This is a genomic window from Pseudonocardia xinjiangensis, from assembly GCF_012911925.1.
Classification (GTDB): domain Bacteria; phylum Actinomycetota; class Actinomycetes; order Mycobacteriales; family Pseudonocardiaceae; genus Pseudonocardia; species Pseudonocardia xinjiangensis.
In genome coordinates, this window is the sequence record NZ_JAAXKY010000165.1 from 1 (window position 1) to 15,252 (window position 15,252).

General features: G+C 74.3%; 10 protein-coding genes. 1 reads left to right on the top strand and 9 read right to left on the bottom strand.

Annotated features, from left to right (window positions below; all coding sequences use genetic code 11):
* Positions 1-110: 110 nt before the first annotated feature.
* The 7 genes from HF577_RS31965 to HF577_RS31995 all read right to left on the bottom strand — a co-directional run bounded on the left by HF577_RS31965 (position 111) and on the right by HF577_RS31995 (position 10,031).
* Positions 111-797 carry a sirohydrochlorin chelatase gene (locus HF577_RS31965; protein ID WP_169399724.1) on the bottom strand — a complete coding sequence of 229 codons (687 nt, stop codon included), beginning with the start codon at positions 795-797 and terminating at the stop codon, positions 111-113.
* Positions 794-1,984: a uroporphyrinogen-III synthase gene (locus HF577_RS31970; RefSeq protein WP_312859518.1), complete on the bottom strand. Its 1,191-nt coding sequence runs from the start codon at positions 1,982-1,984 to the stop codon at positions 794-796. Before HF577_RS31970 ends, HF577_RS31965 begins: the two co-directional genes overlap by 4 nt.
* 8 nt (positions 1,985-1,992) lie before the next feature.
* Positions 1,993-2,379 (bottom strand): nitrite reductase small subunit NirD, encoded by a 387-nt coding sequence (gene nirD, locus HF577_RS31975; protein WP_169399726.1) that lies wholly within the window; start codon positions 2,377-2,379, stop codon positions 1,993-1,995.
* On the bottom strand, positions 2,376-4,910 hold the full coding sequence (gene nirB, locus HF577_RS31980) for a nitrite reductase large subunit NirB (protein ID WP_169399727.1): 2,535 nt from the start codon (positions 4,908-4,910) through the stop codon (positions 2,376-2,378). The genes nirD and nirB overlap by 4 nt, the downstream gene beginning before the upstream one ends.
* A complete protein-coding gene (locus HF577_RS31985) occupies positions 4,907-6,373 on the bottom strand; it encodes an FAD-dependent oxidoreductase (RefSeq protein WP_312859519.1) in 1,467 nt (488 codons plus the stop codon). The genes nirB and HF577_RS31985 overlap by 4 nt, the downstream gene beginning before the upstream one ends.
* 185 nt (positions 6,374-6,558) lie before the next feature.
* Positions 6,559-8,655 (bottom strand): molybdopterin oxidoreductase family protein, encoded by a 2,097-nt coding sequence (locus tag HF577_RS31990; RefSeq protein WP_312859520.1) that lies wholly within the window; start codon positions 8,653-8,655, stop codon positions 6,559-6,561.
* Positions 8,652-10,031 (bottom strand): nitrate/nitrite transporter, encoded by a 1,380-nt coding sequence (locus tag HF577_RS31995; RefSeq protein WP_169399728.1) that lies wholly within the window; start codon positions 10,029-10,031, stop codon positions 8,652-8,654. Before HF577_RS31995 ends, HF577_RS31990 begins: the two co-directional genes overlap by 4 nt.
* Positions 10,032-10,276: 245 nt before the next feature.
* Here HF577_RS31995 and HF577_RS32000 point away from each other — a divergent pair, with 245 nt between their 5' ends.
* Positions 10,277-11,284: a M28 family peptidase gene (locus HF577_RS32000; RefSeq protein ID WP_169399729.1), complete on the top strand. Its 1,008-nt coding sequence runs from the start codon at positions 10,277-10,279 to the stop codon at positions 11,282-11,284.
* 10 nt (positions 11,285-11,294) lie between these two features.
* On the opposite strand, the gene HF577_RS32005 is transcribed toward HF577_RS32000, so the two are convergent.
* On the bottom strand, positions 11,295-12,125 hold the full coding sequence (locus HF577_RS32005; protein WP_312859521.1) for a TIGR02569 family protein: 831 nt from the start codon (positions 12,123-12,125) through the stop codon (positions 11,295-11,297).
* Between the two features lie 84 nt (positions 12,126-12,209).
* Entirely contained in the window at positions 12,210-14,876 is a 2,667-nt protein-coding gene (locus HF577_RS32010) for a hypothetical protein (RefSeq protein ID WP_169399730.1), read from the bottom strand.
* Between the last annotated feature and the right edge of the window lie 376 nt (positions 14,877-15,252).

A 15,252-nucleotide genomic window follows, 5' to 3' on the forward strand; every position in this document is an offset into this window, starting at 1 on the left:
CCCCCGCACCGCCCGCCGCTGAGCCCCCCTGAAGTTCAGGAAAGCCACTTTCCTGCCCGGAGAGGGCCTGAAAGTGGCTTTCCTGAACCTGGGGGTGGCCCCGCGGGGGCCTACGCCGTGCGGGTTCTTGCCGTCAGGGCGGTGTCGTAGCGGTCCAGCACCAGGTTCAGGACGGCCGGGTGGTCGGCCAGGGGCGCGGCGACGACGTCCGCGCCGCACCCGTCCAGGTGCCGCTGGAACAGCCCCGGTGCGAGCAGCCACGACGCGACCGCCACCCGCTGCGCCCCACCCGCCCGCAGCGCGGCCACGGCCTCGCCCACCCGGGGACCGCCGGTGGCGATCGTGGCGAGCGTGACGGGACGCCCGAGCACCCGCCCGAGCCTGCGCGCGGCCCGGGCGCCGTCGGCCTGGGCGTGGGGGTCGCTGGAGCCGGCCACGGCCAGCACCACGGCGTCGTCGGCGCGTGCCCCGGCCGCGGCGAGCCGGTCGGCGGCCGCGGCGACGAGTGCGGGGTCGGGGCCGAAGGCCTGGCCGAGGAGCACGTCGTGGCGGCCGATGGCGTCGAGCTGCGCCGGCACGTCGACGCGCACGTGGTAGCCGGCGGCGAGGAACATCGGCACCACCACGCACGGGCCGGGCAGCTCGGCGAGAGCGTCGGCCGGGCTGGGCCGGCGCACGTCGACGAAGCACGCCGCCACCGGCACCCCCAGCGCCTCGGCGGCCTGCGCCGCCACCCGCTCGGTGACGACCGCGCCGGCCGGGTCACGCGTGCCGTGGGCGGCGAGGAGCAGGTTCACCGCTTGTCCCCGTGCAGGCAGTGCCCCCCGACGGGGACGGGCCCGGCGGCGGGGTCGAGCGCGAGGCGGTACCCCCGCTTGACGACGGTCTGCACCAGCTTGGGCTCACCCAGCGCGGTACGCAGCCGGGCCATCGCCGTCTCGACGGCGTGCTCGTCGCCGCTACCCCCCGGCAGCGCGCGCAGCAGCTCGGCTCGTGCCACGACCCGGCCCGGGCGGCGGGCGAGCGCGCGCAGCAGCGCCATCCCCGCGGGCGGCACCCCGCGCAGCACCCCGTCGACGAGCACGGCATGTCCGCGCAGCTCGAGCCAGTGCCCGGCCACGGGCAGCCGCCGCGCGCGCCCCGGCATCTCGGCCTCCAGGCGCCGCACCATCGCCCCGAGGCGGGAACGCTGGGGCTGCACCGTGGGCACGTCGACGGCTTCGAGGGGCGCCGCGGTGACCGGGCCGACGCAGAGCGACAGGACCGGCCCGCGCAGCGCGGTGAGCAGCTCGTCGCGCACTCCGCGCTCGGAGGCCCTGGCGAGGAGGCTGGCCGCGGCGGGCGCACTGGTGAACGCCAGTACGTCGACGCAGCCGGTGAGCACGCCGTCCATCAGCCGGTCGAGCGGGCCGATGTCGACGGGCGGCATCCAGCGGTAGACCGGCACCTCGATCACCGTGGCGCCCGCCACCGTGAGCGCCTCGACCACGTCGGGGAGGGGCTCGCCGTGCAGTTGGACGGCGATGCGCAGCCCGTCGACGCCGCGGCCGTCGCAGGCGCCGTCGAGCAGGTAGTCGAGCACCTCGGCGGAGGACTCCGACGGCGGCGACCAGGTGTCCATCAGCCCGGACGCGCGGATCGCGCCGCGCGCCTTCGGGCCGCGGGCGATCAGCTTCCCCGCGCCCAGAGCGGCGAGCAGCTCCTCGCCGATCCCCCAGCCGTCGGCGGCCTCCACCCAGCCGCGGAAGCCGATGCCGGTGGTGGCCACGGTGATGTCGGGCGGACGGGCGATGAGGCCGCGGGTGGCGTCGGCCAGCTCGGTGTCGTCGGCAACCGGGACGATCCGCAGTGCGGCGCCGTGCTGGACGACCGCGCCGCGCCGTTGCAGCATCGTGCCGAGCTCGTCGGCCCGGCGCGCAGCTGTGACCCCGACGGTGAAACCCGCCAGGGGCGGTACCTCGGTGAGAGGGGGGTCGATTGCCACGGCGCTGTTCACGGTAACCCGACCTCGAGCAGCCCGTCGGCCACCCGGACCGGGTAGGTCGGCACCGCGACGTCCGGATCGTCCAGGCATCGCCCGGTGACCAGGTCGAAAGCCTGCTTGTACACCGGTGATGCGACGGTCGCCACACCCGCGCGGTCACCGACGATGCCCCGCGAGAGCACGGCCGCACCGGAGAACGGGTCGATGTTGCCGATCGCGTGGACGGTGCCGTCGTGGGTGCGGAACAGGGCCACCTGCACGTCGCCGAGCAGGGCGGCGACACCGCGCTCGGGCAGCAGCCGGTCGTAGCGGCACACGGCCTCCCAGCGCGGCCCGGGGGACGCGGTGGGCGCGCTGTCCCGCTCGGTCACGGTCGGCGAGATCGAGATCGTCATCGCCGCACCCCCGGCATCCCGACGGCGACCGGTTCCCGCGGCACGGGCACCGGCTGCCCCCGCTCGGTGACGAAGGTGATCGTCGGGTCCGGTGCGTCCGGCGCGTTGACGAAGGACACGAACCGCTCCAGCTTCGCGGGGTCGTCCAGCACTCCGCGCCACTCGTCGGCGTAACCCGCGACGTGGGTCTCCATGGCGGCCTCCAGGTCGGCACAGATTCCGAGTGAGTCGTCGACGATCACCGCGCGCAGATGGTCGAGGCCTCCGTCCATGGCCTCGATCCACGCCGCGGTGCGCTGCAGCCGGTCGGCGGTGCGGATGTAGAACATCAGGAACCGGTCGATCACGCGGACGAGCTCGTCGGTGTCGAGGTCGGACGCGAGCAGCTCGGCGTGGCGCGGGGTGAAGCCGCCGTTGCCGCCGACGTAGAGGTTCCACCCGTGCTCGGTGGCGATGATGCCGAAGTCCTTCGACCGGGCCTCCGCGCACTCCCGTGCACAGCCCGAGACGCCCGACTTGAACTTGTGCGGGGCCCGGAGCCCCCGGTAGCGCAGCTCCAGCGCCACGGCGAGGCCCACCGAGTCCTGCTGGCCGTAGCGGCACCACGTGGTGCCCACGCAGGACTTCACCGTGCGCAGCGCCTTCCCGTAGGCGTGCCCGGACTCGAACCCGGCGTCGACGAGCCGGCGCCAGATCGCCGGGAGCTGCTCGACGCGGGCGCCGAACATGTCGATCCGCTGCCCGCCGGTGATCTTCGTGTAGAGGCCGAAGTCGCGAGCCACCTCGCCGATCACGATCAGGCCCTCCGGCGTGATCTCGCCGCCCGGGATCCGCGGCACCACCGAGTACGTGCCGTTGCGCTGCAGGTTGGCCAGGAAGTGGTCGTTGGTGTCCTGCAGGGCCGCCTGCTCACCGTCGTGGACGTGGCCGCCGCCCAGCGACGCCAGTATCGACGCGACGGCGGGCTTGCAGATGTCGCAGCCGCGGCCCGTCCCGTGCTTCTCGACGACCTCGGAGAACGTCCGGATCCCCGTGCCGGCGATGATCTCGAACAGCTCGGCCCGGCTGTGGGTGAAGTGCTCGCACAGCGCGGTGGACTGCTCGACGCCCGCCTGCGCGAGCAGCTTCTTGAGGACCGGGACGCACGACCCGCAGCTGGTGCCGGCCCGCGTGCAGGCCTTGATCGCCGGCACGTCGTGGGCCCCGGCGCCGATGGCGTCGCAGACAGCGCCCTTGGTGACGGCGTTGCACGAGCAGATCTGCGCGGTGTCGGGCAGGGCGTCGGCGCCGATCTCCACGCCGCCGGGCGCGATCATCGCGACGGGGTCGGCAGGCAGCACGGCACCGACGAGCGGGCGCAGCGTGGCGTACTTCGACGCATCACCGACCAGGACGCCGCCGAGCAGCGTCTGCGCGTCGTCGCTCACCACGAGCTTGGCGTAGCTGCCGGCGACCGGGTCGTTGACCACCACCTCCAGCGCACCGGCCGTGGTGGCGTGGGCGTCGCCGAAGCTCGCGACGTCGACGCCGAGCATCTTGAGCTGGGTGGACATGTCCAGTGCTGCGGAGGTCATCGTCGCGGTGCCGCCGAGCAGCCGGTCGGCCACCACCTCGGCCATCGCGTACCCGGGAGCCACGAGACCGTAGGTGCGGCCCTCCAGCGCGGCCACCTCACCGATCGCCCAGACGTGCTCGTCGGCGGTGCGGCAGCGGTTGTCGACCAGCACGCCACCGCGCTCCCCCACCGGCAGGCCGGCCGCGCGGGCCAGCGTGTCGGCGGGACGGATCCCGGCGGAGAACACGACGACGTCGGCGTCGAGCTCGATGCCGTCGGAGAGGGTGGCCACGAGCCGCCCGCGCTGCTCGGCGATCCCGGTGACCGACACCCCGCACCGCACGGCGAGGTCCTCGTTCTCCACCAGCCTGCGCAGCAGCGCGCCGCCACCCTCGTCGACCTGCACCGGCATCAGCCGGGGCGCGATCTCTACGACCTGCGGCGAGAGCCCGAGAGAGCGCAGCGCCCGCGCCGCCTCCAGCCCGAGCAGCCCGCCACCGACGACGACGGCCGAGCGACGACCCGGGCGCTCGGCCACCATCGCGTCGCGCGCGGCGGCGGTGATCGCGTCGAGGTCGTCGAGCGTGCGGTAGACGAAGCAGCCGGGCAGCTCGCGGCCGGCGACGGGCGGCACGAACGGCACCGAGCCGGTGGCGAGGACGAGCGCGTCGTAGCGCAGCTCCCGGCCCGAGGCCGTGCGCACGAGCCGGGCGTCGCGGTCGACCTCGACCACCGCGTCGCCCAGGTGCAGCCGCACGAGCGGGTCGGGCGTGGCCGGGAGCGTCAGCTCCTCGGCGCTCACCCCGTCCACATAGGACGACAGGGCGACGCGGTCGTAGGCGGGCCGGCCCTCCTCACCGAGGACCGTGATCCGCCAGGTGCCCTGGGGGTCGCGGTCGCGCACGGTCTGGACGAGCCGGTGCCCGACCATCCCGTGGCCGACGACGACGAGCTCCCTGTGGTCGATGCTGTTCATGCGGCACCCTCCTGTCGAACCGGGCTGAGCACCGGGGGGTCACTCTCGGCCAGCCACGTACAGATCCCCTGGACCGCGTCGCCGCAGCTCCCGCAGCCGGTGCCGGCGCGGGTCGCCCGGCTCAGCGCGGCGACGTCGGTGGCCCCGCCCCGCCACGCGGCCACGAGCGCGCCCTTCGTCACCGTGTTGCAGCGGCACACCACCGCGGACGCCGGGAGCCGGGTGGGGTCGGCGGTCTCCGGAGCCCCGGGGAGGGCGCGGCCGAGCAGCAGCCCGAGCCGGTCGGCCGGGGCGGGCGAGCCGGTGTCGTAGAACTGGATCATGGACGCCGCGGCGTCGGGGAGGCCGATCATGGCGCCGCTGACCACGCGGTCGCCCTGTAGCGCCAGGGTGGCGTAGCGGCCACCGACCGGGTCGGCAAAGCGCAGCACCTCGGCGCCGGGGCGGTCCAGGGCCGCCGGGTCCCCCACGGTGGCGAGGTCCACCCCGCGGGCCTTGAGCCGGGTGACCGACGGCGTCCCCCCGTAGCGCGCCACGGGGTCGGCTCCGGTCAGGAGGTCGGCGAGCACCGCGGCCTGCTCCCAGCCCGGCTGCACCAGGCCGGCGGCCGTGCCGGCGTGCTGGGCGCAGTCGCCGATCGCGTGCACCCGCGCGTCCGACGTGGCCAGCCGGTCGTCCACGAGAACGCCACGGTCCACCGCGATGCCGGCAGCGGCCGCGAGGTCGGTCTCGGCCCGCACTCCGGCGGCGACCACCAGCGCGTCGGCGGCGACGAGCTCGTCGACGCCGCTGTCGCCGCAGCGCAGCCCGTAGCCGGGCTCCCAGGCCTGCGCCTCCACCCCGAGCCGGACGTCGACGCCGAGCCGGCGCAGCGTGGCCGCCAGCACCTCGCCCGCACCGGCGTCGAGCTGGCGTTCCATCAGGTGCTGCTTCGGGTGCACGAGGGTGACGCGCACCCCGCGCCCGGCCAGCCCCCGGGCCGCCTCGCAGCCCAGCAGGCCGCCGCCGAGCACGACGAACCGCGCGCCGGGGTGGGCGAGGCCGATGATCCGCTCGCAGTCGGCGATGTCCCGGAACGTCGCCACGCTCGCGTCGTCGAGACCGTCCATCGGGGGCAGCCAGGCCCGGCTGCCGGTGGCGAGCACGAGCTCGTCGTAGGGCTCGATCCCGTCGGACCCGGTGTGGACGGCGCGGCGACTCCGGTTGATCGCGGTGGCGGTGACGCCGAGGCGGAGGTCGACCCGCTGGCGCGCCGCCCACCCGGCCGGGTGCAGCTCCACCGCCCTGGCCGACAGCCCGCCGGCCAGCACCGTGGACAGCAGGACGCGGTTGTACGCCGGGCGCGGCTCGGCACCGAGAACCGTGAGCCGCACCCTCGCTCCGTGCGGGTCGCGGCGGCGCACCTCCTCGACGAACCGGGCGCCGACCATCCCGTGCCCCACCACAACGATTCGCCTGCTCACGGCCACCGACGGTAGGCAGCCCCAGTTACATGGGCGGGACGGCGCGTGACGCGGGCGTAAATCGGACCGCACATCGGCAGGCTGCACACGTGAGCGGAACCCGTGGCCGGCCGCACACAGCACGTGGCCACCGGGCACACGTCCTGACATGTGCACGGTGGCCACGGGATGTGTGTGGTGGTCCCTCAGGCCATCGGCTCCAGCCGCACCGCGCACACCTTGAACTCCGGCATCCGGCTGATCGGATCCAGCGCCGGGTTGGTGAGGAGGTTCGCCGCCTGCTCCCCGCCGAAGTGGAACGGCAGGAACACGGTGTCCGGCCGCAGCGACGGCACGCAGCGCACCCTCGCCGTCGCCGTGCCGCGCCGCGACACGACCCGCGCCCACTCCCCGTCGGCCAGCCCCGCCCGCGTGGCGGTGTCGGGGTGCACCTCGACGAACGACTCCGGCGCGATCCCGGCCAGCTCCGCCACCCGCCGGGTCTGCGCTCCGGACTGGTAGTGCACCAGCACCCGTCCCGTGGTGGCCCGCAGCGGATGCTCGTCATCCGGCAGCTCGGCGGCCTCGGTGTGCTCGACGGCGACCACCCGCGCGCGCCCGTCGGCGTGGGCGAACCGCTCGGTGAACAGCCGCGGGGTGCCCGGATGGACCGGCGCACCCGGCAGCGGGGCGGGGCAGGGCCAGTGCAGGGCCTCGCCCGCGTCGAGCCGGTCGTAGCTGATCCCGGAGTAGTCGGCAGGCCCACCCGCCGACGCCGCTCGCAGCTCGTCGAACACGGCACGGGGGTCGGCGGGGAACCCCGCGGCGCCCAGCTCGGCGGCGAGCCCGGCGATCACCTCGAGGTCGGTGCGCACCCCGGCCGGTGGGCGCAGCGCCCGGCGCCGGCGCAGCACCCTGCCCTCCAGGTTGGTCATCGTGCCTTCCTCCTCCGCCCACTGCGCCACGGGCAGCACGACATCGGCGGCCATCGCCGTCTCGCTGGGGAAGACGTCGGCCACCACCAGCAGGTCGAGCGCGGCGAGCCGATCGGCCACGGAGTTCCCGTCGGGCGCGGACACGAGCACGTTGGAGCCGAACACGAGCAGCGCCTTCGGACCGCCGGGGCGGCCCAGCGCGGCCAGCAGCTCCGTGGCGCTGCGTCCCGGCCCCGGCAGGGCGTCGGGCGCCACCCCCCATACGCCTGCGACGTGCTCCCGGGCGGCGGGGTCGGTGATCGAGCGGTAGCCCGGCAGCTGGTCGGACTTCTGGCCGTGCTCGCGCCCGCCCTGCCCGTTGCCCTGCCCGGTGATCGTCCCGAAGCCCGAGCCCGGACGTCCCGGCAGGCCCAGCGCGAGCGCCAGGTTGATCCACGCGGTGACGGTGTCGACGCCGTGTGCGTGCTGCTCGGCGCCCCGCGCGGTGAGGACGTAGCGCCGCGACGCCGCCCCGAGCCACCCCACCACCGTGCGCATGTCGGAGGCGGGCACCCCGCAGACCCGTTCGGCCCGCTCCGGCCACCACTGCGCCGCCACCCGCCACGCGTCGTCGAAACCGGTGGTGCGGTCGGCGAGGTAGTCGGCGTCGAGCCAGCCGTCGGTGACGGCGGCGTGCAGCATCCCCAGTGCCAGCACCAGGTCGGTGCCCGGCACCGGCTGCAGGTGCATCCCACCGCCGGCGATCGCCCGCTCCACCGTGGGCGTGCGCCGCGGGTCGACGACCACGAGCCGGGCCCCGCCGAGATGGCCCATCAGCGGGGGCATCGTCTCTGCGATGTTCGCCCCCGCGAGCACCACGACCTCGGCGTCGTCCAGGTCGGTGACCGGGAACGGCAGGCCCCGGTCGACGCCGAACGCGCGGTTGCCCGCAGCAGCCGCCGAGGACATGCAGAACCGGCCGTTGTAGTCGATCTGCGACGTGCCCAGCGCGACCCGTGCGAACTTGCCCAGCAGGTAGGACTTCTCGTTCGTCAGGCCACCGGCACCGAAGACCGCGACCGAGTCGGGGCCGTGCTCGGCGCGCAGCGCGGCGAGCTGCCGCGACACGTGCGCCAGCGCGGCATCCCAGCCGACCGGCGCGAGATCGGCCGACCGCGACGGGCGCAGGAGCGGGCTCGTCAGCCGTTCCGGGTGCGTGAGCAGCCTGCCCGCCGTCCACCCCTTCTGGCAGAGCCCGCCCCGGTTGGTGGGGAACTCGCGCCCGTCGACGCTCCCCTTGCCGTCGACCCACTGCCCGCACTGCAGCGCGCAGTACGGGCAGTGGGTGGCGACGCCCTTCGACGTCGCCAGAACCGCTGCCGGGCTCACACGCCGGCGTGCGCGAACCGCGGGTGAGTGGCCTCCGCCGCGGCAGGTCGCAGGTAGACGGCGTAGGTGACCACGGTGCACACCACGTAGAAGGCGAGGAAGGACCAGAACGCGGGGTCGCCGGACTTCGCCGTGAGGAAGGCCTCGCGGAAGGCGAGGTTGATGAACAGCCCGCCCAGCGCACCGACCGCGCCGACGATGCCGATCACCGCCCCGGAGATCCGCCGCGCCCGCAGCAGTGCCGGCTGCTCATCGGCACCGCCGGCGATCGCGATCCTGGCCTGCCCGCGGAAGATCGCCGGGATCATCTTGTAGGTCGAGCCGTTGCCCACCCCGCTGAGCGCGAACAGCAGCACGAACCCGGCCGTGAACAGCGAGAGCGAGTGCATCGCCGAGGCCACCAGCACCACTCCCGTGGCCACCGCCATGGCGATGAAGTTCCAGAAGGTGATCTTCGCGCCACCGTAGGAGTCGGCGAGCTTCCCCCCGTAGGGACGCACCAGCGAGCCGAGCAGCGGCCCGATGAACGTCACCGCAGCCGCCTGCAGCGGCGTGCGGCCGAACTGGTTCTGCAGCACCAGCCCGAACGCGAAGCTGTAGCCGATGAACGACCCGAACGTCCCGATGTAGAGCAGCGACATCACCCACGTCTGGCTCTCCCGGATCGACTCCCGGAAGGCACCGGTGTCGTTGCGCACCGACGTCAGGTTGTCCATGTTCAGCGCGGCGAGCAGCGCGGCCACCACGATCAGCGGGATGTAGACACCGAGCAGGATCCGCGGCGCCCCGGCGCCCGCGGTCGCGATGATCAGCAACCCGACGAGCTGGATCACCGGCACCCCGATGTTGCCGCCGCCCGCGTTCAGACCGAGCGCCCAGCCCTTACGGGAGTCGGGAAAGAACGTGTTGATATTGGTCATGGACGAGGCAAAGTTGCCACCGCCAACACCCGCGACCGCGGCCGCCACGAGGAACGTCGTGAACGATGTTCCCGGCTGGATGACGATCGCGGCGAAAATCGTCGGGAGCAGCAGCAGGGCGGCACTGACGATCGTCCAGTTCCGGCCGCCGAAACGGGCCACGGCGAACGAGTACGGCAACCGCAGCACTGCGCCCACCAGCGTGGGGACCCCCACCAGAATGAACTTCTGGGAGGCGTCGATCCCGTACTCCGGGCCCATGAAGAGCACCAGGACGGACCAGATCGACCAGATCGAGAATCCGATGTGCTCGCTGAGGATGGAGTACCAGAGGTTACGGTTAGCGACTTTCGCGCCGGTGCGTTCCCAGAAAGAGGGATTTTCGGGGTCCCAATGGTCGATCCAGCGCCCGGCGAGCCGGTTTCGGGCAGGATGTGCGTCAGGTGACGTCGTCACGCCGGGCCTCCGGGTGGGCTGAGGTCGAGTAGGGCGAACGCCACTCGGGGCGTCCGTAGGCGTCGCTGCCGTCGCGGGCAACGCTAGGAACAGCGCGTTACCACGCAGTCGGTTCCGTGTGACATGAACGCAAAGCAGCGCTCACTCACCCTGGGCGCGGATGTGAGGCACAAGTGCGTGGAGCCGCCAACAGCGCTGAACAGGTGCCGGCGCACCCGTCCGGGGCTCGGCACCGATCCGCCGCGTTGACCGCAGGTGTGCTCGCGGTCGTCGCCGCCGTTCTCGCCGGTTGCACGTCGACCGGTTCGGCCCCGGGGCCCGTGCCCTCGGGCGCCGGTCCGCTGCGCGCCCAGCTGGTGGAGGGTGCGACCGGGCCGGGCGCCATGACCCACGCCTCGGCGCTGGAGCAGATCGCCGACCGCAACGGGGGAAACCGCGCCTCACCGGGGCCGGGCTACGACGCGAGCGTCGACTACGTGGCCGGGGTTCTGCGCAACGCCGGCTTCGACGTCACCACACCGACCTTCAGGTTCCGGAGCCGGGGAGAGCAGAGCCTCATCCGCAACGTGGTGGCGCAGACCCGCACCGGTTCGCCCGACCGCGTGGTGCTGGCCGGGGCCCACCTCGACTCCGTGGAGGAAGGTCCAGGGATCAACGACAACGCCTCCGGGGTGGGAACCCTCCTGGAGATCGCCACGCGGATGGGCGGCTCCCCGCAGGTCACCAACGCCGTCCGCTTCGCGTTCTGGGGAGCGGAGGAGGAGGACCTCGTCGGCTCCACCGAGTACGTCGAGGGGCTCTCGGAGCAGGACCGGGCCGCGATCGCCCTCTATCTCAACCTGGACATGCTGGCCTCACCGAACGCCGCCTACTTCGTCCAGGGCGGCGCGAGCGGCCGGGGCTCCCGGTCCGGACCGCCCGGGTCGGCCGCGGTAGGCCGGGTGCTCATGGAGGAGATGGCCGCCACCGGCATCACGGCCGAGCTCTACCCGTTCGAGGGTGACTCGGACTTCGCCCCGTTCGTCGAAGCCGGGATCCCCTCGGGTGGCGTCCTCGCCGGTGACGCCGGCACCAAGACGCCCGAGCAGGCCCAGGCGTGGGGCGGGCAGGCCGGGCAGGTCTACGACGTCTGCTATCACTCGGCCTGCGACCGCGTCGACAACCTCGACCAGACGGCGCTCGACAACTTCACCAATGCGATCGCCGGCACGATCGCCCGGTTCGCCACGTCGACGGAGGTACCGGCCCGCTGACGCCTGCTCGTCAGAGCAGCGGAGCCACCAGGCGCGCCACCCGGTCGAGACCGGCCAGGGTGCGCGCTGAGGCCTCCGGGTGCTGGGCGTGCAGCGCCAGCCGGTACAGCAGCGCGCGCAGCAGCATCTGCGGCCACTCCGACAGGTGCGCCCACCTCTTCATGAGCTCGTCGTCGGCGCCGCCCCACGCGAGCGCGTCGACCACCACGACGGCCGCCGCCCACTCCTTCGGCCGCCAGGCGGGCGTCAGCTCGATCAGCGCGGGCCTGCCGTCGTGATCGAACAGGACGGCGCCGAACAGCTCCGGGTGCACCACCTGCGGGGTGCTGCGGACCGGCCTGCGGTACGTGGCCAGCGCGGTGTAGAGCTCGCCGCCCTTCGCCTGGTCGAGCGCCAGCCTGCGCTCCCCGAACGCCCCCGCCGCGGAGCGCGTGAGCAGGTCGTCGCGATCGTCGAGCAGCCGCGGCCGGGGCAGTGCAGCGGTGGCCGCATGCAGGCGGGTGGCGACCTCGACCACCGCGTCGTGACGCGGCTCGATGGTGCCCGCGACGAACCGGCTCGCGGCCCAGCCTGCCACCACCCAGCGGCCGTCGGAGGAGCGGATCGGGCGCGCCAGCCGCAACCCTTCCACCTCGAGCCCCTCGAGCACGCGGGCCGACCACGCGGCGACCGCGTTGTCGGCAACCGGCCGGACCAGGACGTCTCCGCAGTGCCACGCACGCCGGCCCGCCCAGACCACCGGGCGTGGCTCGGACTCCCCCACGCCGAACGCCGTGCGGACGTGCTGTGGCAGGGCGCTCCCGACCAGGGCGACCTGCGGGAGGACGGGGACACCTGTCACGGTCGGCACGCTACCTGCGACCCGGTGTGGATCGGGACCGCCACGCGGAGCTGATCCTGTTGCGCATGGTATCGGCCATGGTCATCAGTCGTCCGACGAGCCGGACGACGACTGCCGGCTCGACTGCTGTGAGGACTTCTGGGACGACTTCTCGGCCTTCGATCCGCCGCCCTGACCGCGCCCCGACGACCCGTCGGACTGCTGCCGGCCCGACTCCTGGCTGCTCGACCGCCCGCCCGAGGACCTCTGGCCCGACTCCTGGGATTTCTGCCGCTGGGCCTTCGACTGGGGAGCCTTCGACCCCGACCGCGACGACTCCGACCGCGACGACCGCGACTCGGAGGCCTTCGACTCCGACGACCCCGACCGCGACGACTCGCTGCGCTTCGCGTTCTGGCTCCGCCCGGAGCCTTGCGACCCGCCGCTCTCGCGGGAGCCGGAGCGAGCCGACTTCTCGGAGCGGTCGGAGCCGTTGTCGCCGTCGGACCCCCCGCGGTTGCGCAGAGCCGAGTCGATCTGGCGGGCCGCCCCGACCACACCGAGCGCGGCCCGGGCCAGCTTCGCCTCGGACGACGAGCCGCCACGGTTCCCGCCCGAACCCTGCTCGCTCGAGCCGCGTGAGGACCCGCCACCCGACCTGGTGCCGCCCGACGACTCGCCGCCGCTCCGGCCACCGCCCTCGGCTCCGGACCGGGCCCGGCCGTTCTCGCCGCTGCTCCGGCCGTCACTGCCGCCCGACCGGGCGCGGCCGCTGTCGCCGCCATTGCGGTCGCCGCGGCTCCCGCTGCTTCCGTCCGACTGCCCGCCGGACCGGCTCCCCGACCCCTCGCCGCCGATCACCCGGCTGACCTGCCGGATCAGGCCGGCGGCACGATCGCCACCGGAGGAGTCGCTGCCCCCGGAGCGGCCACCGGCCGTCGCACCACCGCTCTCCCGGCCGCTGGTCTCCCGGTCACCGTCGCGGCCACTGCTGCGGCTGCTGTTGTCCTGACCCCGACCACGCTCACCGGCGCCCGCCCGGGCACCGCCCAGCACACCGCTGACGGCACCCGCGACCCCGCCCACCGCACTGGACGCAGCCGACGCCACACCCGACCGGGCTCCACCTCCCGAGGACGACCCGCCACCTCCACGGGCACCGTCAGAGCCGCCCCGGCCACCGTTCTCCCGGTCACCGCCGCGCCCGCTACTGCGGCTGCTGCTGTCCTGACCGCGACCACGCTCACCGGCGCCCGCCCCGGAACCACCCAGCACACCGCCGACGGCACCCGCGACCCCGCCGACCGCACCGGAGGCAGCCGACGCCACACCCGACCGGACACCCTCAGCGCCGCTCCGGCCACCGTTCTCCCGGTCACTGCTGCGGCTGCCGTCCTGACCACGACCACGCTCACCGGCGCCCGCCCCGGAACCACCCAGCACACCGCCGACGACACCCGCGACCCCGCCGACCGCACCGGAGGCAGCCGACGCCACACCGGACCGGACACCGCCGTCGGCTCCGGGCGCCGATCCGGCACCAGCACGACCGGGCCCGTCGCTCCGGTTGCCTCTGGTGCCTGCGGCGCGCGGGTCGGCGCCGCCGGCCGCGGCGCCGCCGCGAGCCCCACCGTTGTCACGGGTGCGCTCACCGCCACCGGTCACCAGGTCGGCCACGGTGCCACCGAGCCCGACCACCGGGCCGAGACGGTTGTCGCCGCTCTGCCGGTCGCGGTCGGCTCCGGCGGCCCGCCGGTCCGGGTCTCCACTGCGCTTCGCCGTCTCGTCGCCCGGTCCACGGGGGTCGGGGGGTCCGCCGGTCGGGGTGTCCTGCCGTTCCCGCTGCTGCCGTTCCTCCCGCGCGAGCACGTCCGGCCGGCGCGGGGCGGCACCACGCTTGCGTTCGTCGTCGTCGCCGCGGCCGCCGGTCCGGATGACGTCGAGGACCTCGTTGCTCACCTCGGCGGTGGCCTGGCCGTCGTCGGGCAGGGGGGCGCGCAGCGCGCTCTCCACGCCCTTCTCCAGGCTCTCCAGCTCCTCGCGCTTCGCGTCCCGCTGGCGCAGCCGCAGGTCGCGCTGCTCGTCGAGGGCGGCGATCACCGACGCCTGCTCCGGGGAGCGCTGCGGCTCCGCCGGTGGGTCCTGCAGCGCCTTCTCGACCGCGTCGAGGTGCTGCTCGGTGAGCTTGAGGTCGTCCTTCGTGCGGTCGAGGGAGCGATAGGTGTCGATCTGGGACTGCAGGGTGGCCTTGCGCCGTTCCAGCAGTGCCTTGCGCTCCTTCAACGCCTGCACGGGCTCCGCCGGCACGGTGGCACGGCGCTCCTCCGGCAGCCGGTTCCAGGCGTCCTCGGTCTGGGCGATCGTGTCGAGCTGGCGGTTCACCGACGTGAGGGTGACCTGCGCGCGGGCGACCCACTCGGTCTCCGACTCCGGCCCCGGTACGGGTTGGGCGGGCACCGCGCGGACCGTGCTCGCCGGTTCCGACGCCGTGACGGCGTAACCCCCGGCCAGGATCCCGGCGACGCCCAGCACGGCCACGGCGCGCCGTCTCCGCGTCGGCGGTTCGTCCGCGCCGCGGGCCAGCCCCGCCCGCACCCGGGCGGCGATGCCGCCGCCGGCCCGGGACCTGCGGACGGGGGTGGTGGCCACCTCGACGTGCGGGGTCTCGACCCGCCCGGCCCGGGGCCGGGGGTAGGTGGACGGCACCTCGTCGACGGGTTCGACGAGCCACGGCAGGGTCTCCGCCAGACGCGCGTTCTGATCGGGTCGCATCGAAGCGCGTCGGGCCTGGCGGGCAGCAGCGCGGTGCGCCGCCGAGCAGTAGCGCCGGGCAGGGCGTCCTGGGATGTCCTCGATCGTCGTTTCGCACCCGGGCAGGGCGCAGCGTCTCGCGTTGTCGTCCACCAGTGCGACCCCCATCGCCGGGTGACGGACGACACGCCGAAACGGCGGCCGCTCCGTCAGGCCACCGTTGCTGCGCACGTGCGCGCACCCCAACGCCACGGCGCCGCAGGATCCGATTGATCTTTCCGAGATCGGAACGGTACCCGGACGGACGATCTTTTGTCACTGCTCCATCCGGCGCGCTGCCCCAGGTCAGGGTCACGCTCCGTACAGAGAGGGCCGGGTCGCACTGGCGACCCGGCCC